The sequence below is a fragment of the Paenibacillus terreus genome, assembly GCF_042138595.1.
In the GTDB taxonomy this organism is placed as follows: Bacteria; Bacillota; Bacilli; order Paenibacillales; family Paenibacillaceae; genus Paenibacillus; species Paenibacillus terreus.
Genome location: NZ_JBHIRX010000003.1, coordinates 354,968 through 376,905, shown reverse-complemented (window position 1 = coordinate 376,905; position 21,938 = coordinate 354,968). Strand labels below are relative to the sequence as shown.

Here is a 21,938-nt window from a genome sequence, read left to right as displayed (position 1 = left end):
GTCATGACATTCTATGTAATTTGTTGAATGAAAAGTATGGATATATTCTTACCATTGGTCAATTAATGTGACATGATGATGAGAATATGGAGCAGCAAAATACAGAAACAAGCAGCCCACGGAGTTAAAACGAGAAATGCGATGCTCATTATGAGCATCGCATTCTGTTCTTCAAATCTGTTAACTATTTAACAGGAATGGTGATTTCCAGGTCTTTATAGTAGTTCTTTTTCGTAGGGTGTTTCGTTTTTTCATCTACTCCGCCTACAATGCTCCAGTCTGATGTTTTCACGGTATAAGTATAAGGTTTAATGGTAATGGATTTAGGCGTTTGGGCAAATGGGGCATACAGCTCATCCACATGGTATTCGGTATCCGGTTCTCTGTTAAAGAAAGGAAGCATCCGTTGGTCCACCGCATTTCCGTTTTCATCAACGATGTCATAGTACATCATGGTTGCGCTGTACTCGCCTGTCTGTTCTTCCGTTTTGGGAACTTTGCCTTTGCTGTCGATAACCAGCCTTGTCGAGATCGGGGTCAGTTCTACCTGTTTCACGGTATAATTGAAGTCCTCATAGGATTTGGTTGCCTCCGGTTTCAAATCGACATTCGACGGGTTGATTTTGATCGGAATTTTGAACACGAAGGGCTCTGCTACCCGGGTCACCTCCGTTTTAAGGGTGAGGGTGAATTGGTCAGGCAAATCAAGTCCTTTAGTGATCTCATACAGCACTGTATTGTCTTGTGAAGGGTAATCCCCGAAGCTGGTCCCGCTCATTTTGAGTTCCTTTCCGTCTACGGAAGCTACCGGGAATCCCAGGTACCCTTTCTCTTTTTCTTCCTCAGGAATAACGGGAACTGGTTCACCTGTAGCTGTCAGCGCGCCTTCTGAAGGATATGGCGACACCATGTCGAGGTTGTTTACACCCTCCCTTTCAATGGCTACGGACAGCCGCGTTCCGTCATAAAGCACTTCTTTTACCTTTAACGTGATACCGTCATGTGAAATACTGAGGTCGGGGGCTGTTACCATTCCTTGATCTATGATCGCTTGCAGCTGCTCACCCTTAAGGCCGGTAAATATTGAGCCGACCAGCGGCACTTTTTTCAGTGCATCAGCCATGACAGGCGATGCAAATCCGCTTCCGATGACAGTCACGCCTAAAACGGCCGCAGCGGATGCTGTTAAGATGGTCTTTTTCATAAGCTTTCTGTTCTTCTTCATTTCAAGTTCTCCTTTTCTTGATACGTTTTATTCATCTATATAACAAACAAAAAACCCCAAATGTGACATTTTGTGTGAAATAAAAAATGCGGGACTCCTAAAGAGCACCGCATTTTTGTTCTTAGTGAAGTACTTGTTGTTTAATCAGGCCGAAATGAGCTTATTTAACAGGAATAGTGGTTTCCAGTTCTTTGTAGTAGGTCTTTTTCCTAGGGTGTTTTGTTGATCCATCGACCTCGCCGACAATACTCCAGTCCGATTTTTTGACTGTAAACGTATAAGGCTTGATTGTGATGGATTTAGGCGTTTGGGCAAATGGGGCATACTGCTCATCCACATGGTACTCGGTGTCTGGTTCTTTGTTAAAGAAGCCCAGCATCCGTTGATCCACCTGATTACCGTTCTCGTCAACGATATCATAATACATCATGGTTGCACTGTATTCACCTGTCTGTTCTTCCGTTTTAGGAACGGGTCCGGTGCTGTCGATCACCAATCTTGTAGAAGCCGGTGTCAGTTCCACCTTCTTAATGGTATAACTGAAGTCTTCATAGGATTTGGTAGCATTCGGCTGCAAAACGACATTTGACTTGTTAATTTCGACCGGAATATCGAACACGAACGGCTCCGCTACCCGGGTCACTTTTACCTTTAGAGTAAGAGCGAACTTATCCGGCAGGTCTAATCCTTTGGTAATCTCATACATTGCCGTGTTAGCTTTAGGAGGGTAATCGCCAAACCCGGTTTGCATCCCTTTCTTGATCTCCAACTCTTTGCCGTCTATCAAGAGGTCCGGAATTTCCAGATATCCTTTCTCTTGCTCTTCCTCGGGAACCACAGGTATCGGTTCACCTGAGACCGTCATCGCACCTTCCCCGGGATACGGTGACAACATGTTTTCAAGGTTGCTTGCCCCTTCCCTTTCAATGGCCACGGATAAACGTGTCCCGTCATACAGCACATCGCTCACCTTTAGAGTGATTCCGTCGTGAGTTACGCTGAGATTTGGTGCAGTTACCATTCCTTTATCCACGGCCTCTTGCAGCTTCTCACCCTTAAGCTCGGTAAATACGGAGCCAATCAAGGGCACATTCTTCAGGGCATCCGCCATGACAGGCGATACGAAGCCGCTCCCGACGACGGCCACGCCCATGACGGCTGCAGCGGATGCAGTCATAAGGGTTGTTTTTAAAAGCCTTCTATTTTTCTTCATCTCAATTTCTCCTATTCTTTGCAGGAGGTTTTCGCGAAAATGTCCCGAAGGTCCCGAAGTATCACGAATCAGCTGCTCCACCTGTTCCACATCCCGGAAATCGGCTCCGTTATGCATATCTGCCATTGGTGACCCCTCCCTTGTCTAATTTGTGCTGGATCAGCTTCTTGCGCAGCCGCTCATATTTTTTGCGGACGGTAGCAGGCTTGAGATCCATGATGCCGCTGATTTCCTCAAAGCTGCACTGCTCCACAGCCTTGAGAATGAGGATATGCCGCTCTTCGTGAGTCAGCAGCTCCAGAAGCTCGTGGATTGCTGACTCCTTGGGGAGCGGCGAATCCACCGTGTATTGTCTCTTGACCTCGGAGAACGCCCGAAACCAGCGCTGCTTTTTTTTCATCAGATTGATGCTATGGTGATAAGCGATTTTGTATAGCCAGGCGGAAAAGGAAACCTGCTGCCGGTAAAGGTGGATATTTTCATAAGCTTTTATGAAAATATCCTGGGCGGCATCCTCCGCTTCTTCACGGTTCTTCAACAAATAGTAGCAGTAAATGTAAATCGGTTTCTCAAAACGGCGTATGACTGTGCCATATGCCTGCTTGTCGCCTGCTTTTACCTGCTCGATGCATAGCTCTATTTCCTTTTTTTCATCTTCAGCCCCGGGGATGAGTGATTCCAAAGGATCACCTCCTTGATGTTTTCGCCTATATAACAAACAGAAAGCCCGGAATGTGACATGTCTGAAAAATTGTTATAGCCCCATTTTCTACATAGGACACCATAACGTCTTTTTTTTATTTTGTCTAAACTAAGAAGATTAGTTAAAATAACGTGTGAGATTGTGCTTATTCTATGATGACCGCTTTCATAAAGCGGTGAGCAGAGGGGGATCCGAGTATGTCACCAAGGCAAGGGCTTACCCTGCAGAGGGTGCTGCAGGCGGCGGAGGAGATCGCCAACGAGCAGGGGATGGAGGAAGTGACGCTGACGACACTCGCAGGCAAGCTGCAAATTCGCCCGCCTTCCCTGTATAACCATATCAGCGGAATGGCGGGATTACGCAGGGAGCTCGCGATCTACAGTATGAGGGAGCTGGAGAAAGTGCTCGCCCGGGCTGCCGTTGGCCATGCGGGACGGGGGGCTGTTCTGAACATGTCGGCGGCCTATATTGAATTTGCCCGCAGCCGCCCGGGGTTATACGAGGCCATTATGCTTGCGGGCAATTTAAAGGATGAGGAAGTTAGACGTATTAGCGATAAGACGGCGGAGGTTGTGTTCAGAGTGCTGTCTGCCGGATACTCTTTGACGGAAGAGGAGGCCGTGCATGCGGTGCGCGGATGGCGGAGCTTGCTGCATGGATTTGCATCCATTGAGGGCAGCGGCGGTTTCCAAATGCCTGTCGGGAAGGATGATAGCCTCCGGTTTGTTATGGACATTTTTATAGCAGGTCTTGAGCAAATAGGTCATCGCAAATCCGAAAACTAAATTTATTATTGATAAAACTAATTATATTAGTTAAAATCAAAGCATCACATTTAAAGGGGGACTCCGCCCTATGCGAGTTCAAAGCAGACAGCATTTGCATCAGTTGACTTTTCTTCCGGATTTTTTTCCTGTGAATTGTTATTTGGTCGAGGAGGAGGGGGAACTGACACTGGTGGATGCTGCGCTCCCTTTTAGCGTTAAAGGTATTATCAGTACTGCGGAGCGGATCGGAAAACCGATTACCCGCATTGTGCTTACCCATGCGCATAATGATCATGTCGGCTCTCTGGATGCATTGAAGCAGCATTTACCGGAGGTTCCTGTATACATTTCGCGCCGTGACGCGCGGCTGCTGGCCGGCGATGTGTCCCTGGATCCTGCCGAGCCCAACGTTCCAGTGCGGGGCGGGGTTCCGTCCAAGCTGCATACCCGGCCGGATATTCTCCTTGATGAAGGAGACCTGGCAGGGTCGCTGCAGGCTGTCAGTGCCCCCGGACATACGCCCGGCTCCATGGCATTCATGGATACCCGGACAGGGGCGCTGCTGGCGGGCGATGCCTTTACAACACGCGGAAGAGTTGCCGTTGCCGGGAGAGTGGTCCCGCTTTTTCCCTTTCCGGCACTGGCGACCTGGCATAAGGAGACGGCATGGCGCAGTGCCCGCAAGCTGCTGGAGATGAAGCCGTCGCTGCTGGCTGTCGGCCACGGGCCCATGATTGACGCACCGCAGGCGGCCATGCAGGAAGCGGTGGAGGATTTCGGGCGCCGTCTTGGTATTTAACAATTCTAACGGGTGCGACAGCCGCTATTGGTGCCAAGATCCTTGATTTCAAATTCTAGCGGTTGCCATGGCGCTTATTTCACTAAACCTGGTTATTTTCGCTTAGATTAAGGCAAATAACGGCGGTTGCAACCATTAGAATCTAGAAAAGGCCTTTTTTCGTAACATAACAGCAGCTGCAACCGTTAGATTTCCGACGGGCGCAATATCGGCTCGAAAACCTGAGCTTTTGCGGAAATCTGGAAAGGATCAGGGCTGCAAGTTGTTTTGTGAAAAGTTAATGCAGCACTAACGAGGCTGTCCCTCAGCTATAATCATAGCTTTTGGAACAGCCTCGTTTATGCTCTCGATATATCCGACAACCTGAAAATTATACCCCCGAATAAGCCATGAAGCCGCCGTCCACCGGAATGACAGTGCCGGTGACGAAGCCGGAAGCGGTATCGTCGGCGAGCCAGAGCAGCGTGCCGAGCAGATCCCCCGGCACCCCGAAGCGGCGCATCGGGGTGTGCGCGATGATCTTGGCCGAGCGCTCGGTGAGTGACCCGTCTTCATTGGTGAGCAGCTGCCGGTTTTGCTCTGTCAGGAAAAATCCCGGAGCGATTGCGTTCACCCGTATGCCTGATTCGGCCAAATGCACAGCCAGCCACTGGGTAAAGTTGTTGATGGCCGCTTTCGCGGCGCTGTAGGCCGGAACCTTCGTCATGGGGCTGGGAGCGCTCATGGAGGAAACATTGAGCACGACAGCGCCAGGACGCCCGATCATTCCTTTGGCGAATACTTGCGTCGGAATTAAAGTCCCGACGAAGTTCAAGTCCAGCACATTGCGGAAGCCTGGTACACTCAGATCAAAAAAGGTCGTCACTCCCGGCTGATCCAGGTCCTCGGGGGAAAATATCTCGCGGCTCGTGTTGGCGCTCGGATGGTTGCCCCCGGCCCCGTTAATAAGGATATCGCAAGGTCCGAGGAGACGGCGCACCGTCTCCTCGGCCTGCTTCATGCTTTCGGGATCTGTCACGTCACAGGCGACCGAAACAGCTTCTCCGCCATTCGCCCGAATCTCCTGAGCCAACTGTTCACCTTTTTCGGCAGTACGGTTCAGAATGGCGACCCTGACGCCCTGCCGGGCAAGCTCTTTCGCCATGGCGCTGCACAGCACGCCGGAGCCGCCGGTCACGACGGCTGTTTTTCCGGATAAGGCCGGATGAAGGGGAAGGGCGGTCATCGTACGGCCTCCTTAGCACCTGCGGGCACATCCGCACCGCGCTGGTAGGCGTCCCACAGGCCCCACAAATACATGATGCCGAGGGCCCGGTCATACAGGCCGTAACCCGGTCTGCACTGCTCATCCCAGATATGACGGCCATGGTCCGGCCGGGCATAACCGGTAAAGCCGACATCGTGGTAGGCCTTCACGATACCGGAAATATCGACAGTCCCGTCCTGTGTCCGGTGCGAGGTCTCGATAAAGTCGCCGTTATCGAATACCCGCACATTGCGGATATGAGCGAACGGAATGCGGTCGGCAAATTCGTGAATCATCGCGATGATGTCGTTATCCGGGTTGGCGCCAAGCGAGCCGCTGCACAGCGTGATGCCATTGGACGGACTGTCATGCAGCGCCAGAAATTTACGCAGATTGTCCTGGCCCGTGATGATACGCGGCAGCCCGAAGATCGGCCATGGCGGATCGTCAGGATGGATGGCCATTCTAATTCCGTTCTGCTCCGCAACAGGGACGACGGCATCCAGGAAGTACTGCAGATTTTTCCACAGATCCTCTTCAGTCACGCCTTTATAAGCTTCAAACAGCGACGTCAAATGCTCCAGACGCTCCGGCTCCCAGCCTGGCATCGTAAGGGCGCTGTTCTCGTTAATCCGCCGTACCAGCTCTAACGGGTCGATACCGTGAATTTTGGATTTCTCAAAAAAGAGCGCAGTAGCCCCGTCTTCCGTTTCCTTGTGCAGATCTGTCCGCACCCAGTCGAACACCGGCATGAAGTTGTAGCAGATCACCTTAACGCCAACCTGGGCCAGCTTCTCAATCGTTCTTATATAGTTCCCGATATAGAGATCACGTGTAGGCCGTCCCAGCTTGATATCCTCATGCACATTGACGCTCTCCACCACATCCAGATGCAGCCCGGCCTGATCGGCCTGCCGCCGGATTTCCAGGATCTTCTCCATAGGCCATTCTTCGCCTGCAGGCACATCATGCAGGGCCCATACAATGCCTTCTACTCCCGGAATCTGCTTAATTTGCTGCAAAGAAACCGTGTCATTGCCTTCTCCAAACCAGCGAAATGTCATTCGCATAGCGGCACCGCCTTTCATTTGAATGGATAACGCTTACAAAATACTGCCGCTCCCGCGGAACAGACGGCTGGCGCCTGAACCTCGAAGCAGGAGCTCATTTGAAATATTCGGGATACTGCTCTCGGAGGACACTTAAATCCGTTACGCCGAGATTTAGATGATCATGCATGATCCGTTCAGCTGCGTCCGGGGACTGCTCACGGACCGCTGCCACCATCCTGCTGTGCTGCTCATAGAGGTGGTCCCATTGGGGATTCGTGTCAAGCCGCAGCATACGCACCCGGTTAAAATGGATGTTCATCTGCTGCATGACGCTCCAGGTTGCGAGCTTGCCGCAGCCTTCAAACAGGATGCGGTGAAACTCCTCGTCCAGATCGAACAGCCGGTGTCCATCATGGACTTCAATGATGTCCCGCTGCTGCGCCAGATTCGCTTCCAGCTCCGCTAGCCGGGCCTCAGGGAAGCTTGTGCAGGCCAGGCGTATCACGGCGCATTCCAGCTGCTCGCGCATGAAGCGGGCCTCCTCCACAAGTCCAGTGTCGATCAGGGATACTTTTGTCCCGCGCTGCGGCAGCACGAGCACCAGCCCTTCCTGAGCGAGTCTGACGAAGCTCTCGCGTACCGGAGTCCGGCTGACCTGAAAGCGGATGGAGGTTTCTTTCTCGGACAAAGCGGTACCGGGCGGCAGCTCGAGGCTCATAATCTGCTCCTTCAATCGGACATAAACGGAGTTTCCGGCCGATCCGCTGTGGCGGTACATGGTTTCATCCATGTATTCACCTCCTTGTTCACCATACTACCATACAAGTATGGCAGTTAGCATCAACTTTTTTCATCGCAGACGAAAATCCGGGGCGGCAGGCAGCCGAGAACGCCAAAAAGCCGCGATCGCAAGCGATCACGGCTTTTTCAGAATGCTGTGTCAATGTCTGTTTACTTATGCTTTAAGTTGATTTACAAGCTTGGCAACAGCTTCGTCCAGTGCAGCAGCCGGCCTGCCGAGCAGGGCTTCAAAGTCGCTCCGCTTAACCTCAAGCGCGCCTTCCCGGATGGCGGACTGGATGCCGGTCACGATCGGCAAAGCCTCCTGCGGTACCCCCGCTTCGGCCATGATGCGGCCGTAGGCCTCATCGTCGACCTGTTGTACAGGCACCTCGCGGCCGAGCGCTTTGGAGAGCGCAGCCGCCAGGTCGTCATAGGTTGCGGGAGCGCCGGACAGCTCATAGACCGTATTCTCATGACCGCTGCCTGCCAGCACAGCCGCAGCGGCTGCGGCATAATCCTCGCGCAGTGCCCAACCGACCTTGCCGCTGCCTGCGGATACGGTTACGGGAGCACCTGCCAGCACCGCCTGAAATACGCCGAGCTCATTTTCAAGATACCAGTTGTTTCTCAGGAAGGAGTAGGGAATGCCTGTCTTCTTGATGCCTTCCTCCGCGGCCCGGTGAACCGGGGCGAGGAATAACGGATTTTCATCAGCGTTGGACACACTGGTGTAGGCGATAAAGCCTACTCCTGCGCGCTGTGCTGCGGAAATGGCGTTCTGATGCTGGCGAATCCGTGTATCGTTGTCATCTGTAGCGGAAATGATCAACAGGCGGTCGATGCCTGCGAAAGCTTTGTCAAGTGAAGCGGGATCGTCAAAATTACCTTGTCTGACTTCAACGCCGCGAGCGGCCAGGGCGTCTGCTTTGCGGGGATCACGTACACTTACGGCTACGTTGTCCGCTGCAACTTTGGCGAGCAGGTTGTCGACCACTTTTGAACCGAGTTGCCCGGTCGCGCCGGTTACCAGTATTTTCATGTGAAATCTTCCTCCTTAACATTATGGAGCAGCTATATTAAAGTTATCATCATGTAACCATAATAGTTACAATAGAGTTTGCTGTCAAGCGTTCTTTTCAATCAGCTCAAGCCTGAAATCTACTGTATCGTCCCCTGGCGTCATTTTTGGTATGGAGGTGGAGTAGTTGTGGATCGTCCCTGTGAATTTTAGCTGCCGCGACGGGACGGCTACTTCGAACATCTGCTTGTACAAATGTACGGTAATATCATGGTACTGTTCAGGGCCTGCAACTATGAAATCAAATCCAATCAACTGCCGCTCGCTCCCGTTCACCTCATCCTTCAGTGTGCGGGCAGTAAAGTTAAGAGCCTGTATGGTGATATGATCCAGAAGAACCTCGATGGGATGGGTATCGGTCTGTGGCATGGTTATTTTCCTCCTTGGTATCGGATAAGTATGTTGAATTTCTTTCGGCCTATTATAGCAAATTTTTTCCTGATCCATGTGCGGGGAGACCGTGTGAAATTCTCGCCAAGTTTAGCTGGAATTAAGGCAGGTTTGTTAAGAAGGGCGCTTATCCAAAGTTGAATTATTCCTGACACAACAAAACCGCGAAGCATCAATGCTCGCGGCTTTGGCGGGTTTTGGCGTATTATTTTGTTGAACCCAGCAGATCGAAAATAATTTCCGCATTCTGGGTGTTGTCGATCAGTCCGGCAAACAGCTCGCTGCCCGGTCCGTAGGCATACACAGGTACATCCTCTCCGGTGTGGCCGCCTGTGGTCCAACCGGTAAATGAACGGGTGTCAAAAATCTTCTCGATCGCATTATCAATTTCAGTGACATCCTTCGCAGCAGCGGCTGAATCCTTAACGGATTGAAGCTCTTCTTCCGTGAACTCCAACGATACATATTTCTTCAGTGTTTCTTCCGGATCGGCGCCTGCCGCAATTTCAGCAGCCATGAAATCCGGCGTGCGTGTAGCGGCTTTGATTGGCGTGACATCAAAATTGTATTCCCCATTTGCACCCACAGAGAAACCGCCGGTGGAGTGGTCAGCTGTCGCTACGACCAGTGTGTTGCCGTCTTTTTTGGCAAAATCAATAGCCGCCTTGAAGGCTTTTTCGAAGTCTGCCATTTCACTCATCGCGCCGACAACATCGTTATCATGTCCTGCCCAGTCGATTTGACTGCCTTCCACCATCAGGAGGAAGCCGTCTTTATTTTTGCTCAGGCGCTCAATAGCCGCATTGGTCATTTCCTCCAGGGAAGGAGTCTCTGGTTTGCGGTCAATGGCTTTATCAAGTCCGCCGTCAGCGAACAATCCCAGCAGCTGGTCATGCTTGTCATTAAGCAGTCCCTCACGGTTGGTTACATACCCAAAGCCGGCATTCTGGAACTCCTTCGTCAGGTCGCGGTTTTCACGCACAAAGTTCGTCAGGCCGCCGCCGAGCAGCACATCGATTTTATGCTGGCCGTTGATCATTTCGTCGAAATAATCGTCAGCGATGGCATCCATGTTTTTACGGCTGATATCGTGAGCGCCGAAGGCCGCCGGTGTTGCATGGGTAATCTCGGAGGTGGCGACAAGACCCGTGGATTTGCCCAGCTCTTTTGCCTGCTCCAGTACGGTTTTTACTTCAGTTTGGTCGTTGTCGACCGCGATGGCGGCGTTGTAGGTTTTAACACCAGCCGACATGGCCGTGGCTGCGGATGCGGAGTCCGTAACGTTCTGGGACTCATCCTCAGGATAAGTCATCTGCGTTCCGACCAGGTATTTGTCAAACTCCGTTTTTTCCATCACAGGTGTGGAAGGGTCGTCCTTCATATAGCGGTAAGCTGAAGTATAGGATTGTCCCATGCCGTCACCGATCAGAAAGATCACATTTTTCACTTTGCCTTTGGCGTTGGAGCTGGCGTTAGCGTTGGCGGCATCTGCGGCAGGGGCTCCGGACAGAATGGCTGAAGTGCCCAGGGTCAGACCGAGCGCAACGGGAAGCATTTTTTTCATTATTCTCTTTTTCATCATTAACCCTCCCATTTATTTGAATACATGAAAGCTTGTTCATACAAACAGTAGCCGTTAATTGTTAGGGGGAAATGGGATATATGTAAACTTTGTGTAAATGGTGTTTTGAGACAAAAAAATCAAGATCCCGGATTTGGAACCTTGATGATGGAGAGTGTCCTATTTGGATCGTTCACTATATTTAATGCAAAAAAATAATAAGTGCTTGGACGCTTATCAGATGAAGTCATCTCAATTTCATAATGGAAAAAACGCGTTTACCTATAAATAGGTATCCGCCTAGCGTCATTAACCCATGCGGTTTAAGAGAAGCAACCGTATTATAAACCAATTCCATAAGGAGGTGTCTAAACTGGATCGTTCAAAAAGAAAGAAGTTTGGATCACTGCAGAAGCTGGAGAAAAAAGTGATTCACACGGATAATCATCCGATCATCATTGATCTCGCCCACAAGGGCAAACACAAGCACGTCCGCCGCCGCAGCTTCAGAGGTCCCATTGGTCCCCAAGGCCCTGCAGGGCCGCAGGGCTTAGCCGGTCCTGCAGGGCCTCCGGGGCCGCCCGGACCTCCCGGGCCAAGGGGAACTGCGGGGTCGCCCGGATCACCCGGGCCCGCAGGGCCGCAGGGATTTGCTGGCCCTCCGGGACCAGCCGGCCCTCCGGGACCAGCCGGCCCTCCCGGTCCTAAGGGAGATCCGGGATATTCGGGAGATCCGGCGATTCCAGGCCCAACCGGACCGACAGGCCCGGCAGGTGTGACAGGAGCGACAGGCCCGACAGGAGCGACGGGTCCGACAGGAGTGGGCGACCCCGGAGCCACAGGAGCGACGGGTGTGACAGGAGCGACAGGCCCGACAGGAGCGACGGGTCCGACAGGAGTGGGCGACCCCGGAGCCACGGGAGCGACGGGTGTGACAGGAGCGACAGGCCCGACAGGAGCAACGGGTCCGACAGGAGTGGGCGACCCCGGAGCCACGGGAGCGACGGGTGTGACAGGAGCGGCAGGTGCAACGGGAGCAACGGGAGCAACGGGAGCAACGGGTCCGACGGGAGCGACAGGTACGGGTGCAACGGGAGTAACGGGAGCGACGGGTGTGACAGGAGCGACAGGTCCAACAGGAGCCACGGGTCCGACAGGAGCGACAGGCACCGGAGTAACAGGTCCCACCGGACCAACCGGCGCTACGGGTCCCACAGGCCCTACCGGTACAGGAGCCGTTATTCCTTTTGCATCCGGCACCCCCCTTACACTAACCACGGTTGCAGGCGGGCTGGTTGGAACCGTTGGGCTTGTCGGATTCGGCAACTCAGGCCCTACGGTCACCTTGGCGGGAGGAACCATCGACCTTACGGGCGCAGCAGGCACTCTTCTTGATTTTGCCTTCAATACACCACGGGCCGGCACCATAACAGATATATCAGCTACGTTCAGTAATACACTCGCGGTCAATCTTCTTGGCGCAACCGTTACAGTCACGGCTCAGCTGTACAGCGCAGCGGGAACAAGCAATATTTTCAGCCCCATCGCGGGAGCACTGGTTACTTTGGCTCCGCCGCTTTCCGGTCTGGTTGCCATTGGCACGGTAAGCAATGGTTTGGCTACCGGGTTGTCCATCCCGGTTGCGGCCAACACTCGCTTGTTAATGGTATTCTCCACTACAGCCGCCGGTATTGATCTTGTTACAGTAGTAGCCGGGTACGGCAGCGCTGGAGTTAATATAGTGTGACACTGAATTGACTGCAAAAAAGTGGCGTCCCGCAGAATATTAGGGGACGCCACTTTGATTAGAAAGGATACAGTCTTTTGTCTATTCAAGGTTGGCATGCTTGCCGTACATGCTTTCCGTTGTTTGCTTTGTGCGCTCCATAATCCTCAGAATAACGGCATCTCCGAACAGGAGCATACTCTGTTCAAAGAGAGATCCCATCGGCTGGATGGTTTTGTAATGGGCATTCGCCTGATCCTTCTGAGAGCCCGGGAGCTGAATCACCGTATCCGCAAAGGAGCCGATGTACGACTGTGGCGACGTGGTAAGCAGGGCTACGTCAGCACCCACCGATTTGGCTTTATCGGCCATGGCTGCCAGACTTTTTGTCTCGCCGGAGCCGGAGCCGATGAGCAGCAAGTCTCCTTTGCCGATACCCGGCGTAACCGTCTCGCCTACCACATAGCTGTTCAGACCGATATGCATGAGCCGCATGGCAATGGATTTGACCATATACCCGGAACGGCCTGCGCCAGCAACGAAAATCCGCTTGGCATCCATAATGGCGGAGGCCAGCTGCTCAGCCGCCTCGCCGGAAATCAGCTCCGGAGCCCTATCAAGCTCCGAGAGAATTTCCTTGAGATATTGAACCGTCTGCATGGTGCTCAGACGCCCTGCTTAACCAGCTGCTGCATTTGTGCTGCAACAGTCTGCTTGTTGTCTTCCCCTGTGATGCCGCCTCCTACAATAACGAGGTCCGGTTTTGCAGCAATGACCTCTGGCAGTGTGCCCAGCTTGATCCCTCCAGCTACCGCAGTCTTGGCGTGCTTCACCACGCCTTTGACGGTTTTAAGAGCTTCAAAAGGACTTTCGCCTTCAGCCTGCAAATCATAGCCTGTATGCACACAGATATAGTCTACACCGAGCGAGTCTACTTCTTTAGCCCGCTGCTCCAGGTTTTTTACGCCGATCATATCCACAAGGATCTTTTTCCCGCCTTGCTTTCTGGCCTCCTCCACCGCGCCCCGGATGGTTGCATCCTCCGCTACCGCCAGAATCGTCACGATGTCCGCTCCTGCCTCGGAAGCCTTCATGACCTCATAACCGCCTGCGTCCATGACTTTTAGATCGGCCAATACCTTCAAATTAGGGAAGGCTTCTTTCATCGCTTTTACCGCATGTAGCCCTTCGTTGATAATGATAGGGGTACCGATTTCCACCACATCTATAAAAGTTTCAACCTCTTTTACCAGTGCGATCCCTTCCGGAATGTTCACCAGATCCAGTGCCAATTGCAGTTCCATTCTTCTATTCGCTCCTTTAATCGTTTTGAAGTCAGATTCATTGTACTTGCCGTCTTTTAAGAATGTAAGTACGCACTTTTTCGGAACGCAGTACCCATGAGGTAAGGCAGTTACTAGAAGGGAACCAGGGAAAAGCACCTTCACGGCCGCTGTATATTAACAAACTTCGTTATATACTATTTTGAAAACGGCCTCATAAAATAGCTCTAGCAGCCATTGCAAATAAGGAGCCGAGGAGGATTAGACATGTCCAATGAGCGTTTGTTAATCATTAATGCAGATGATTTCGGAATGTGTCATTCAACAAATCACGCTATAAGCAAGCTGCTGGCTGATGGTGTCACGGCTTCGACAAGTCTGATGGTGACTTGCCCCTGGGTGCTGGAAGCCGCAGCTTTCCTGAAACAGAACCCGAATGCGGATGTGGGGATCCATACTACATTCACGAGTGAATGGGAGCATTACAAATGGGGGCCGTTGAATACGCAGTTGTCAACCTTGACGGATCAGTTCGGATATTTTCCGGCAGATACAGAGACTGTTATCGCGAATGCCGCCCCTGAAGAGATTCGCGAGGAAGCGACCGCACAAATTGAATTCGCTCTGCGCTTGGGAATAGACCTTACTCACGTGGACAATCATATGGGCTCGGTATATCATGTCACTGAAATTCTGCTTGATCTGTGTGAGACATACCGGCTCCCGCTGCGGTTTTCCAAGCTAAGCGGCATGTTCTTGCAGCATCCCCGGCATAAAGAGATGGTGAAGCTCGCGGAAGAGAAGGGCGTGCTGCTTCTCGATCACTTTGAAATGCTTCCTTTTTCCTCAGAAGCTGGTGCGAAGGTCCCTTATGCTTTTACGAAGGAAGCGGCAATTCATGTGATTAAAAATTTAAAGCCTGGCCTGACAGAGCTGGTTTTTCATCCATCCCGGGATACCCGGGAGTTAAAAGCAATCACGGACACATGGCCCATTCGCCGTTATGAATATGATTTGTTCCGTGATAAAGACATTATCCGGTTATTGCGGAAAGAGGATATTCGCGTGGCCACTTGGCGGGAAATTCGCGATAGACAGCGCTCGATGCAGTCCACATGAAAAAAATAACCGGACCGGAAAGGATAGGCCCCTTTCACGGTCCGGTTGATTTTTCAATCCGGCTGCAATAGGTATGTTGGGATTTTCATTATTCGACCTGGTTCAGATGCTGCTGGTGTTGTGTTCCCCAGTCCGCCATTTCATCCAATAGCTGCCTGACCGTCAGACCATATTCGGTAAAAGAGTATTCCACCTTGGGCGGTACCTGGGAATACACCTTCCGGTGAATAATACCGTCCTCTTCAAGCTCGCGCAGCTGCTGAGTCAGCATTTTCTGCGTGATCCCCGGCATATCCCGGCGCAATTGGCTGAATCTTTTGGCGCCATCCGTGAGATGGCAGAGAATAACCGGCTTCCATTTGCCGCCGATAACCTTAAGTGTGAGCTCAACCGCTGTTTTGAATTGTTGATTACCCATATACTCCGACTCCTTAAAAAGCTAATCATTATATTGTATATGAGGCTGATGCAAAAATCCATTGCGCTGAAATGTGTAAAAACGGCCCCGGAATCTTGAGTTCCGGGACCGCCTGGCTTATCAAACAATTACACTTTGGAGGTGCTCGGGTTGTCCCCGCGCTCCTCATACAACCGGATGATCTCAAGAATCACTTCGGTGGCCTGCACCATGACATCGGCGGAGATGAATTCATATTTACCGTGATAATTTTCGCCGCCTGTGAAAATATTGGGTGTAGGCAGCCCCATATAGGAGAGCTGGGAACCGTCTGTTCCGCCGCGGATGGGTTTGATTTCAGGCTCAATGTTCAGATTGTTCATCGCCTGCTCCGCGATTTCCACAATATGCTTTACCGGCTCGATTTTTTCCCGCATATTGAAGTATTGATCCTTGATCTCCAGCAGTACGCGTTCTTGCCCATAAACGGAACGGGCTTCCTCTACGATTTCGGCCAGCCGGGCTTTGCGCTTCTCAAACTGCTCCCGGTCAAAGTCGCGGATCAGGTAGTGCATTCGGGTCCGCTCAATATCTCCCTGAATCGACATCAGGTGATAGAAGCCCTCGTATCCTTCCGTATGCTCCGGCGCCTCCAGCGGAGGGAGCTTGGTATGTATGAACATCGCGATTTTGGCGGCATTCACCATCTTGTTCTTGGCTGTTCCGGGATGGATATTGACGCCCAGGCAGGTGATTTTGGCCGCTGCGGCGTTAAAGCTTTCATATTCCAGCTCGCCAAGCGGGCCTCCGTCCATCGTATACGCGTATTTTGCGCCAAAGGCGGCGACGTCAAAGCGCTGCGGCCCTCTACCGATTTCCTCATCAGGGGTAAAAGCGACGCGGATTTTGCCGTGCTTGATTTCCGGATGGCGGATCAGGTAATCCATCGCTGTCATAATTTCGGCAATACCGGCCTTGTTGTCCGCTCCCAGAAGCGTGGTGCCGTCTGTGGTGACAAGGGTATGTCCTTTGTAGTGGGCCAGGCTCGGGAAATCCCGGGGTGAGAGAATGACCTGCTCCTGCTCATTCAGGACAATATCCTGCCCGTCGTAATTTTCCACGACTTGCGGGCGGACGTTTGCGCCCGTAACTTCCGTTGCTGTGTCGAGATGAGCCAGAAAGCCGATGACCGGCACGGTTTTATCCGTATTGGAAGGCAGGGTTGCCATCACGTAGCCGTTCTCGTCCACGGTGACCTCCTGCATGCCTATGGCATTCAGCTCTTCGACCAGCATGCGTGCAAGGGTTAGTTGGCCAGGTGTCGAGGGGCAGGTTTCGTTGTCCTCGTTGGATTGTGTATCGACCTGGGCATAGGTGCTCAATCGTTGAATCAGCTCTTGTTTCACGGATTCAGACTCCTTTCCAAAGGCGAATTTGCTGATCTTAGTTTAACATGACGGGCGGGGCTTTTTCTAAGCTGTAATTTTTTCGTTTGAAATGGGAACGTATGTGCTATAATATCAAGCTATATGAGAAAACCACTAAGGGAAATCCCCCGGAGGTAAAAGATGTCCACATTCAAAGAATTGTTTACCCCTGAATTTTTGGAAAATACGGCGGCGGTGTTCCGCAAGGTCTACCCGTCCTTTGATGGTGACCGCTTCGTGGAGCTTGTCCAGGACGGGGAATGGGAGCAGGAGGAGTTCAAGCAGCGCATCCGCCATATTGCACGCGCACTCACGGAGGTGCTGCCGCCATCCTACCCGAAGGCGCTGGATATATTATGCGCGGCAGCGTCTGATTGTAAAGGAGTCGAATATATTTTCTTGCCGGATTTTGTTGAGCTGAATGGGCTTGAGCATGAGGAACTTTCCCTGGAGGCGCTGAAGCTGCTCACCCGGTACTCGACCTCCGAATTTGCCATTCGCGCCTTTATCGGGAGGAACCCGGAGGGCGTCATGAGCCGTATGCGGATATGGGCGACGGACGAATCCGAGCATGTGCGGCGGCTTGCAAGCGAAGGCTGCAGGCCCCGTTTGCCATGGGGAGGACAGTTGAAGCAGTTCATTGCCGACCCGGCCCCGGTCATTGAACTGCTGGAGCTGTTGAAGAGAGATCCTTCCTTGTATGTGCGCAAAAGTGTAGCCAACAACCTGAACGATATTGCCAAGGATCATCCGGAGCTGGTGTTGAACATCGCCCGCGTGTGGAAAGGGGAACACCCGGATACAGACTGGATTGTCCGGCACGGCTGCCGGACCCTGCTCAAGAAAGGTGATCCGCAGGCCCTGGAGCTGTTCGGACTGCAAAGAGCGGAGGGAGTGGAGATTCGTGATCTGCACCTGGCGCGGCCGTCGATTACAGAAGGGGAGGAACTGGAATTTTCATTTGCCGTATTCAACCCTGCCGGGCAGCCGCAGCAGCTCCGGATTGAATACGACATCCTGTACATGAAGGCCAACGGAAGAACGGCTCCCAAGCGGTTCAAGCTTTCAGAAAAGGAATACCCACCTGGAGTGAGCCTTGTTTCCAGGCGGCATACGATCAAGCCCATCACCACGCGGAAGCATTACCCCGGCACGCATGGATTGGATATTATCGTCAACGGCGTGAAGCAGGTATCGGCCGAGTTCGAGCTGATCATTCCGTAACCGCCTCAACCATTAAGAGCCCACACGGATACACTGCGCCCGGTGACCGGAAACTCAGCCCATCCGTTCTGGTCGATTTTAACGCTGTCTTTCCGGTTGCCTGTCAGGTCAGTCCATATTTCACCTGCTCTGTGCTGGCCGACACGCATCCGCTTCTTTCCGTCCTTGCCATTGGATATTACGACAGCCAGGCCGGATTTTCCGATCTCAGGTACTCCCAGTCTTACCCAGCCGATGGTGCTGGGATGATCAAAATAATCCTGCTGATCGCCGTAAGCTTTCTCATAACGGGCATAGAGCAGAGGGTCGATCTTATCCTGCTTGCCTTTGACAGGCTTCTCACCGCCAATTCCGTAATAATCGCCGTAGAACACACAGGGATAACCATCCTTCCGCAGCAGCACCAGAGCATAGGCGATCTGTTTAAACCAATCCTCCACCCAGGATTCCAGCGCCTCATTCGGCTGGGAGTCGTGATTGTCCACGAACGTAACAGAGTTGAGGGGATGTGTGCCGACCAGTGTATCCTTAAAAATGGTGGACAGATCAAAATCGCTTCCGGCCAGAGAAGCACTATGCAGCTTGTAATGAAGGGCCACATCAAACAGATCGATTTTATAGTTGACGGCGTCCAGGAATTTCTGGCAGGCCTTCAAATCGGGTTTCCAGAACTCGCCTACAATGTAGAAGTCCTGTCCGCGCTTCTTGATCATCTCCACCACAAACTCCCGGATAAAATCGTGGTTGATATGCTTAATGGCATCCAGCCGGAACCCGTTGCATTGCAGCGTATCGATGAGCCATTTGCCCCACCGGATCATCTCTTCCCGTACAGCCGGATTATTGTAATCGATATTGGCGAACATCAAATAATCGTAGTTGCCGAATTCATCGTCCACATTATTATTCCACTGCTTGTTCTTGCCCAATATACGGTAAATACCCGTCTTGTTCCGGCTGGCATCATAGTCGGTTCCATTGAAATGCTCGAAATTCCATTGAAACGCCGAATACCGGTTTCCACGCCCCTTAAAAGTAAATTTCGTCCAGCCTTTAATGTCAAAAGGCTTGGAGATCACCTCGTTCCGGTTATCCGGATTGACCTCGACCACCTTGAACAGCTCGGTTTCATCCGCCCCTGCCTTATGGTTCATGACCAGATCGACATAGACGGACATACCGTGCTTGACGCAGGCGGACATGGCTTCCAGCAGCTCGTTCCTGGTGCCGTATTTGGTTCTCACTGCTCCTTTCTGGTCAAATTCACCGAGGTCGTACAGATCGTATACACCGTATCCTGTATCATCCGGAGATTGCCCTTTGGTTACAGGCGGAATCCATAATGCGTCAATCCCTTTTCGTTTCAGTTCGGGGACTCGCTCAATCAGCCGCTGCCAGTGTTTCCCGTCAGCCTCTACATGCCATTCAAAAAACTGCATCATCGTATGATTTCTTATCATGTACGTCCCTCCCTTATATAACAAGTTACCCATCAGGCAAGGCAGGCTAAACTCCCGTGCCGCCGAAGAGCGTACAAAAAACAGCAGATGAATGGAGGAGTCCGTCAGTCTTTTCCGTTGTAGTTATTCTTTCCAGCAAAAAGAATACCTATGTTCTCCGGTATGGCACGCAATCTCCTCCCGGTCAGCAGGGTGCGTGCGGCAGTCATACGTCTTGATTTGAGCTGAATGTGATACAATACAGGAAGCAGGTGGGAATTTTAGTTAGAAGCCGGGTTGGTGTTTAATTGAAATAAATTTGTGGACAAATATAGATATCGGACAAGCTTAAGGAGGTGACCCGAAGAGCAGAAGCTTTCTGCCTGGGCATGATGGAAGCAGCCGAACAGCCATTACTGAAATACTGTAATTATTGTAGGGAATACAAACCTTTGACCGGATTCCAGCGCAGAACCGGCCGTAAAGCAGGCCCGCTGTCGCGCAGGGGGGCATGTCTGGACTGCAGGCGCCGGAAGCAGAAAGCCGGTCAAGCCTCGCCTGACACACAGCAGGGAGAAAAGGGAGCTGTAAAAGCGGCAGCGAAGCCTCCCGTTGTGGGGAACGACGCTGCCCGTGTTCATGGTAAGAGGACTGCCCGTACGCTTCCTGTTCATCATGAGAGGCGGCAGCTGCCCTCCAAGGACAATAAACCGCAGCTGGACCCAACGGACCCGAAGGCGCTGCATCCGAACCGCAACGGAATGATCCGTCTGCGCGGCAAAACGGATAAAGGGCGGCGCTGGCACCAGGAGATCGACCCGGAGCTGGCGGCAACTCTGGTAAAGGAACGCATGGCGGTGGTGGTTAATCGCTCGACAATCCGGCGTTTATATACGAATCGGGAATTCCGCCGTTATATCATGACGAGAGACAAGTATACCTGTTATTTCTGCGGCAAATACGGCGACACGCTGGATCATCTTCTTCCCCGTGCCAAAGGCGGGCACACAACCCCTGTCAATTGTGTCTGCGCGTGCAATGACTGCAACCAGTCCAAGGCTGACCGGGATGCGGATGAATTTATACGGGAGAGGGCACGGGATTAGAATCAACCAAAATGATCTGACAAAAAAAGCTTCCGTTCATGGAGAATAGGAAGCTTAATTGTTTTGTATCTCGTTAATCAGTATATTTCCACGTCGTAGCCGGCGTCCTTCCAGGCTGCCGTTCCGCCTTCAATGTAAGCCACGTTGGTGAAGCCCATCTGTTTTAGCAGATAAGCAGCCAGGGCGGCTTGTCCGCCTGCGCCGCAGGTGGTCAGAATAGGACGGCTGCGGTCCGCCAGACGCTCATCGCGCAGATTTTGCGGCAGCTCCAGATCAGCGCGGATGGGAAGCATGCCGAGCGAAATATTCGCGCTTCCGCGAATCAGGCCGCATGCGCCTGCATCAGTGGCATCCTGAACGTCAATAATAAAGGTGTTCGGATTTTCTTCGATCATCTTCTTTGCTTCCTGGGAGCTTACACCTTTTACGTTTGCCTGGGCTTGCTTAAGCATATCCATAAATGTCAGTGCCATGCTTGTAGCCTCCATTCGTTGGGATTGGGTTCGACTATATGATATCCAATGATCACCAGCTTCGTCAAAAAAACAGCCTTTCAAACCGAAAAAATGGAGAGGATTTCAGATGCAATCCCTTATTTCATGAAAATTAAGGTATTAAATATAAGATTTTTATGTAAAACTAAAAATTTTTTCGACGTTGGGCTTGTGAAAGGTGTAATATATAGTTATAGGATTCCGTTTCGGCCTGTTTGATTCACGAACATGAAATGCGTGGTCATTGCAGCAGCAAAAACACCGAAGACCGAGGCAGCCATGCATCAGGGCCCGTGTGCCAAGATTCCGCCTTTCGGCGGCGCGGGCTTTTTCAATATGTTATGGATTTGTTTGACCGGTATTCGTTGAGCCGTTTAATGCAAAGCAGGTAACGAGAAAGGAATGGACTTCTATTTTTACAGTAAAGGAGGACGTTCACGTCATGTCAGAAAATCAACAAGAGGTGGCAGCAATACAGGAAGCTACCACGGAGTCCCGCGATGTGCTGGACCAATTGATGAAGCCGGAGGTTCAACAATCGTTGACCGTTCTGGTTGAAAATCTGCCAAAGCTGACCGAGATGGTCACGGTTATGACCGGCGCTTATGATGTAGCGCGCAGCCTCGCAACAGACCCGGTATTTATCGGGGATATGAAAAACTCCATGACCGAGTTTGTGAAGCCTGTAACAGAATCGGCCAAAGGTATTGCTTCTGCTGCTATTGAAGCGGGCGACCGTGTTCAAACCGAATCGGGCACGATCGGCCTGTTTGGTCTGCTGAAAATGCTCAAAGATCCGAATGTGCAGAAGGGCTTGCGCTTCGCTTCAGCTTTCCTGGACATTATGAACGAGCGCCAGGCGCAAAACAAATAACTGCTGATTCATTGTTAGGTAACAGGTAGAAC

Annotated in this window: 22 protein-coding genes; 7 read left to right on the top strand and 15 right to left on the bottom strand. The window is 51.9% G+C overall.

Features of this window, described 5'->3' with window-relative positions:
- Positions 1 to 184: 184 nt before the first annotated feature.
- The 3 genes from ACE5KN_RS08665 to ACE5KN_RS08655 form a co-directional block, all read right to left on the bottom strand.
- Complete coding sequence (locus ACE5KN_RS08665; RefSeq protein WP_375526597.1) at positions 185 to 1,225, bottom strand: DUF4179 domain-containing protein; 1,041 nt, start codon at positions 1,223 to 1,225, stop codon at positions 185 to 187.
- 160 nt (positions 1,226 to 1,385) lie between these two features.
- Positions 1,386 to 2,564, bottom strand: a complete 1,179-nt coding sequence (locus ACE5KN_RS08660; RefSeq protein WP_375526596.1) for a DUF4179 domain-containing protein — start codon at positions 2,562 to 2,564, stop codon at positions 1,386 to 1,388.
- Entirely contained in the window at positions 2,548 to 3,120 is a 573-nt protein-coding gene (locus tag ACE5KN_RS08655) for an RNA polymerase sigma factor (RefSeq protein ID WP_375526595.1), read from the bottom strand. The genes ACE5KN_RS08660 and ACE5KN_RS08655 overlap by 17 nt, the downstream gene beginning before the upstream one ends.
- Positions 3,121 to 3,338: 218 nt before the next feature.
- On the opposite strand from ACE5KN_RS08655, the gene ACE5KN_RS08650 reads away from it, so the two are divergent.
- Positions 3,339 to 3,926 carry a TetR/AcrR family transcriptional regulator gene (locus ACE5KN_RS08650; RefSeq protein WP_375526594.1) on the top strand — a complete coding sequence of 196 codons (588 nt, stop codon included), beginning with the start codon at positions 3,339 to 3,341 and terminating at the stop codon, positions 3,924 to 3,926.
- 70 nt (positions 3,927 to 3,996) lie between these two features.
- Positions 3,997 to 4,707, top strand: a complete 711-nt coding sequence (locus ACE5KN_RS08645) for an MBL fold metallo-hydrolase (protein WP_375526593.1) — start codon at positions 3,997 to 3,999, stop codon at positions 4,705 to 4,707.
- A gap of 370 nt (positions 4,708 to 5,077) precedes the next feature.
- Here the strand turns inward: ACE5KN_RS08645 and ACE5KN_RS08640 are convergent, their stop codons facing one another.
- The 6 genes from ACE5KN_RS08640 to ACE5KN_RS08615 form a co-directional block, all read right to left on the bottom strand.
- Positions 5,078 to 5,932: an SDR family oxidoreductase gene (locus tag ACE5KN_RS08640; RefSeq protein WP_375526592.1), complete on the bottom strand. Its 855-nt coding sequence runs from the start codon at positions 5,930 to 5,932 to the stop codon at positions 5,078 to 5,080.
- A complete protein-coding gene (uxuA, locus tag ACE5KN_RS08635; RefSeq protein WP_375526591.1) occupies positions 5,929 to 7,023 on the bottom strand; it encodes a mannonate dehydratase in 1,095 nt (364 codons plus the stop codon). Before uxuA ends, ACE5KN_RS08640 begins: the two co-directional genes overlap by 4 nt.
- Positions 7,024 to 7,117: 94 nt before the next feature.
- A complete protein-coding gene (locus ACE5KN_RS08630) occupies positions 7,118 to 7,795 on the bottom strand; it encodes a GntR family transcriptional regulator (protein WP_375526590.1) in 678 nt (225 codons plus the stop codon).
- 165 nt (positions 7,796 to 7,960) lie between these two features.
- Positions 7,961 to 8,827 (bottom strand): SDR family oxidoreductase, encoded by an 867-nt coding sequence (locus tag ACE5KN_RS08625; protein ID WP_375526589.1) that lies wholly within the window; start codon positions 8,825 to 8,827, stop codon positions 7,961 to 7,963.
- 84 nt (positions 8,828 to 8,911) lie between these two features.
- The gene (locus ACE5KN_RS08620) at positions 8,912 to 9,235 is read right to left on the bottom strand and encodes a DUF3219 family protein (protein ID WP_375526588.1); all 324 of its coding nucleotides are present in this window, start codon (positions 9,233 to 9,235) and stop codon (positions 8,912 to 8,914) included.
- A gap of 226 nt (positions 9,236 to 9,461) precedes the next feature.
- A complete protein-coding gene (locus ACE5KN_RS08615) occupies positions 9,462 to 10,835 on the bottom strand; it encodes an alkaline phosphatase (protein WP_375526587.1) in 1,374 nt (457 codons plus the stop codon).
- 346 nt (positions 10,836 to 11,181) lie between these two features.
- On the opposite strand from ACE5KN_RS08615, the gene ACE5KN_RS08610 reads away from it, so the two are divergent.
- Entirely contained in the window at positions 11,182 to 12,564 is a 1,383-nt protein-coding gene (locus tag ACE5KN_RS08610; RefSeq protein ID WP_375533063.1) for an exosporium glycoprotein BclB-related protein, read from the top strand.
- Between the two features lie 81 nt (positions 12,565 to 12,645).
- On the opposite strand, the gene hxlB is transcribed toward ACE5KN_RS08610, so the two are convergent.
- Positions 12,646 to 13,203: a 6-phospho-3-hexuloisomerase gene (hxlB, locus tag ACE5KN_RS08605; protein WP_375525708.1), complete on the bottom strand. Its 558-nt coding sequence runs from the start codon at positions 13,201 to 13,203 to the stop codon at positions 12,646 to 12,648.
- Between the two features lie 5 nt (positions 13,204 to 13,208).
- On the bottom strand, positions 13,209 to 13,847 hold the full coding sequence (gene hxlA, locus ACE5KN_RS08600) for a 3-hexulose-6-phosphate synthase (protein ID WP_375525709.1): 639 nt from the start codon (positions 13,845 to 13,847) through the stop codon (positions 13,209 to 13,211).
- A 246-nt stretch (positions 13,848 to 14,093) separates the two neighbouring features.
- On the opposite strand from hxlA, the gene ACE5KN_RS08595 reads away from it, so the two are divergent.
- A complete protein-coding gene (locus ACE5KN_RS08595; RefSeq protein ID WP_375525710.1) occupies positions 14,094 to 14,945 on the top strand; it encodes a polysaccharide deacetylase family protein in 852 nt (283 codons plus the stop codon).
- An 88-nt stretch (positions 14,946 to 15,033) separates the two neighbouring features.
- Here ACE5KN_RS08595 and ACE5KN_RS08590 read toward each other — a convergent pair whose 3' ends face one another.
- Positions 15,034 to 15,363, bottom strand: coding sequence for a winged helix-turn-helix transcriptional regulator (locus ACE5KN_RS08590; RefSeq protein WP_375525711.1), 330 nt, complete (start codon positions 15,361 to 15,363; stop codon positions 15,034 to 15,036).
- Between the two features lie 128 nt (positions 15,364 to 15,491).
- Positions 15,492 to 16,748, bottom strand: coding sequence for a peptidase T (gene pepT / locus ACE5KN_RS08585; protein ID WP_375525712.1), 1,257 nt, complete (start codon positions 16,746 to 16,748; stop codon positions 15,492 to 15,494).
- Between the two features lie 162 nt (positions 16,749 to 16,910).
- On the opposite strand from pepT, the gene ACE5KN_RS08580 reads away from it, so the two are divergent.
- A complete protein-coding gene (locus ACE5KN_RS08580) occupies positions 16,911 to 17,993 on the top strand; it encodes a DNA alkylation repair protein (RefSeq protein ID WP_375525713.1) in 1,083 nt (360 codons plus the stop codon).
- Positions 17,994 to 17,998: 5 nt separating this feature from the next.
- Here the strand turns inward: ACE5KN_RS08580 and ACE5KN_RS08575 are convergent, their stop codons facing one another.
- Positions 17,999 to 19,453, bottom strand: a complete 1,455-nt coding sequence (locus tag ACE5KN_RS08575; protein WP_375525714.1) for an alpha-amylase — start codon at positions 19,451 to 19,453, stop codon at positions 17,999 to 18,001.
- 368 nt (positions 19,454 to 19,821) lie between these two features.
- On the opposite strand from ACE5KN_RS08575, the gene ACE5KN_RS08570 reads away from it, so the two are divergent.
- A complete protein-coding gene (locus tag ACE5KN_RS08570) occupies positions 19,822 to 20,538 on the top strand; it encodes an HNH endonuclease (protein ID WP_375525715.1) in 717 nt (238 codons plus the stop codon).
- 77 nt (positions 20,539 to 20,615) lie between these two features.
- On the opposite strand, the gene ACE5KN_RS08565 is transcribed toward ACE5KN_RS08570, so the two are convergent.
- Positions 20,616 to 21,011, bottom strand: coding sequence for a rhodanese-like domain-containing protein (locus tag ACE5KN_RS08565; protein ID WP_375525716.1), 396 nt, complete (start codon positions 21,009 to 21,011; stop codon positions 20,616 to 20,618).
- 463 nt (positions 21,012 to 21,474) lie between these two features.
- Here ACE5KN_RS08565 and ACE5KN_RS08560 point away from each other — a divergent pair, with 463 nt between their 5' ends.
- A complete protein-coding gene (locus ACE5KN_RS08560) occupies positions 21,475 to 21,906 on the top strand; it encodes a DUF1641 domain-containing protein (RefSeq protein ID WP_375525717.1) in 432 nt (143 codons plus the stop codon).
- The last annotated feature ends 32 nt before the right edge of the window (positions 21,907 to 21,938 follow it).

Bases quoted from the DNA above. Each gene is read 5' to 3' on its own strand.
- ACE5KN_RS08665 (WP_375526597.1), bottom strand. From the start codon at position 1,225: ATGAAGAAGAACAGAAAGCTTATGAAAAAGACCATCTTAACAGCATCC.
- ACE5KN_RS08660 (WP_375526596.1), bottom strand. From the start codon at position 2,564: ATGGCAGATATGCATAACGGAGCCGATTTCCGGGATGTGGAACAGGTG.
- ACE5KN_RS08650 (WP_375526594.1), top strand. From the start codon at position 3,339: ATGTCACCAAGGCAAGGGCTTACCCTGCAGAGGGTGCTGCAGGCGGCG.
- ACE5KN_RS08645 (WP_375526593.1), top strand. From the start codon at position 3,997: ATGCGAGTTCAAAGCAGACAGCATTTGCATCAGTTGACTTTTCTTCCG.
- ACE5KN_RS08640 (WP_375526592.1), bottom strand. From the start codon at position 5,932: ATGACCGCCCTTCCCCTTCATCCGGCCTTATCCGGAAAAACAGCCGTC.
- uxuA (WP_375526591.1), bottom strand. From the start codon at position 7,023: ATGCGAATGACATTTCGCTGGTTTGGAGAAGGCAATGACACGGTTTCT.
- ACE5KN_RS08630 (WP_375526590.1), bottom strand. From the start codon at position 7,795: ATGGATGAAACCATGTACCGCCACAGCGGATCGGCCGGAAACTCCGTT.
- ACE5KN_RS08625 (WP_375526589.1), bottom strand. From the start codon at position 8,827: ATGAAAATACTGGTAACCGGCGCGACCGGGCAACTCGGTTCAAAAGTG.
- ACE5KN_RS08620 (WP_375526588.1), bottom strand. From the start codon at position 9,235: ATGCCACAGACCGATACCCATCCCATCGAGGTTCTTCTGGATCATATC.
- ACE5KN_RS08615 (WP_375526587.1), bottom strand. From the start codon at position 10,835: ATGAAAAAGAGAATAATGAAAAAAATGCTTCCCGTTGCGCTCGGTCTG.
- hxlB (WP_375525708.1), bottom strand. From the start codon at position 13,203: ATGCAGACGGTTCAATATCTCAAGGAAATTCTCTCGGAGCTTGATAGG.
- hxlA (WP_375525709.1), bottom strand. From the start codon at position 13,847: ATGGAACTGCAATTGGCACTGGATCTGGTGAACATTCCGGAAGGGATC.
- ACE5KN_RS08595 (WP_375525710.1), top strand. From the start codon at position 14,094: ATGTCCAATGAGCGTTTGTTAATCATTAATGCAGATGATTTCGGAATG.
- ACE5KN_RS08590 (WP_375525711.1), bottom strand. From the start codon at position 15,363: ATGGGTAATCAACAATTCAAAACAGCGGTTGAGCTCACACTTAAGGTT.
- ACE5KN_RS08580 (WP_375525713.1), top strand. From the start codon at position 16,911: ATGTCCACATTCAAAGAATTGTTTACCCCTGAATTTTTGGAAAATACG.
- ACE5KN_RS08575 (WP_375525714.1), bottom strand. From the start codon at position 19,453: ATGATAAGAAATCATACGATGATGCAGTTTTTTGAATGGCATGTAGAG.
- ACE5KN_RS08570 (WP_375525715.1), top strand. From the start codon at position 19,822: ATGATGGAAGCAGCCGAACAGCCATTACTGAAATACTGTAATTATTGT.
- ACE5KN_RS08565 (WP_375525716.1), bottom strand. From the start codon at position 21,011: ATGGCACTGACATTTATGGATATGCTTAAGCAAGCCCAGGCAAACGTA.
- ACE5KN_RS08560 (WP_375525717.1), top strand. From the start codon at position 21,475: ATGTCAGAAAATCAACAAGAGGTGGCAGCAATACAGGAAGCTACCACG.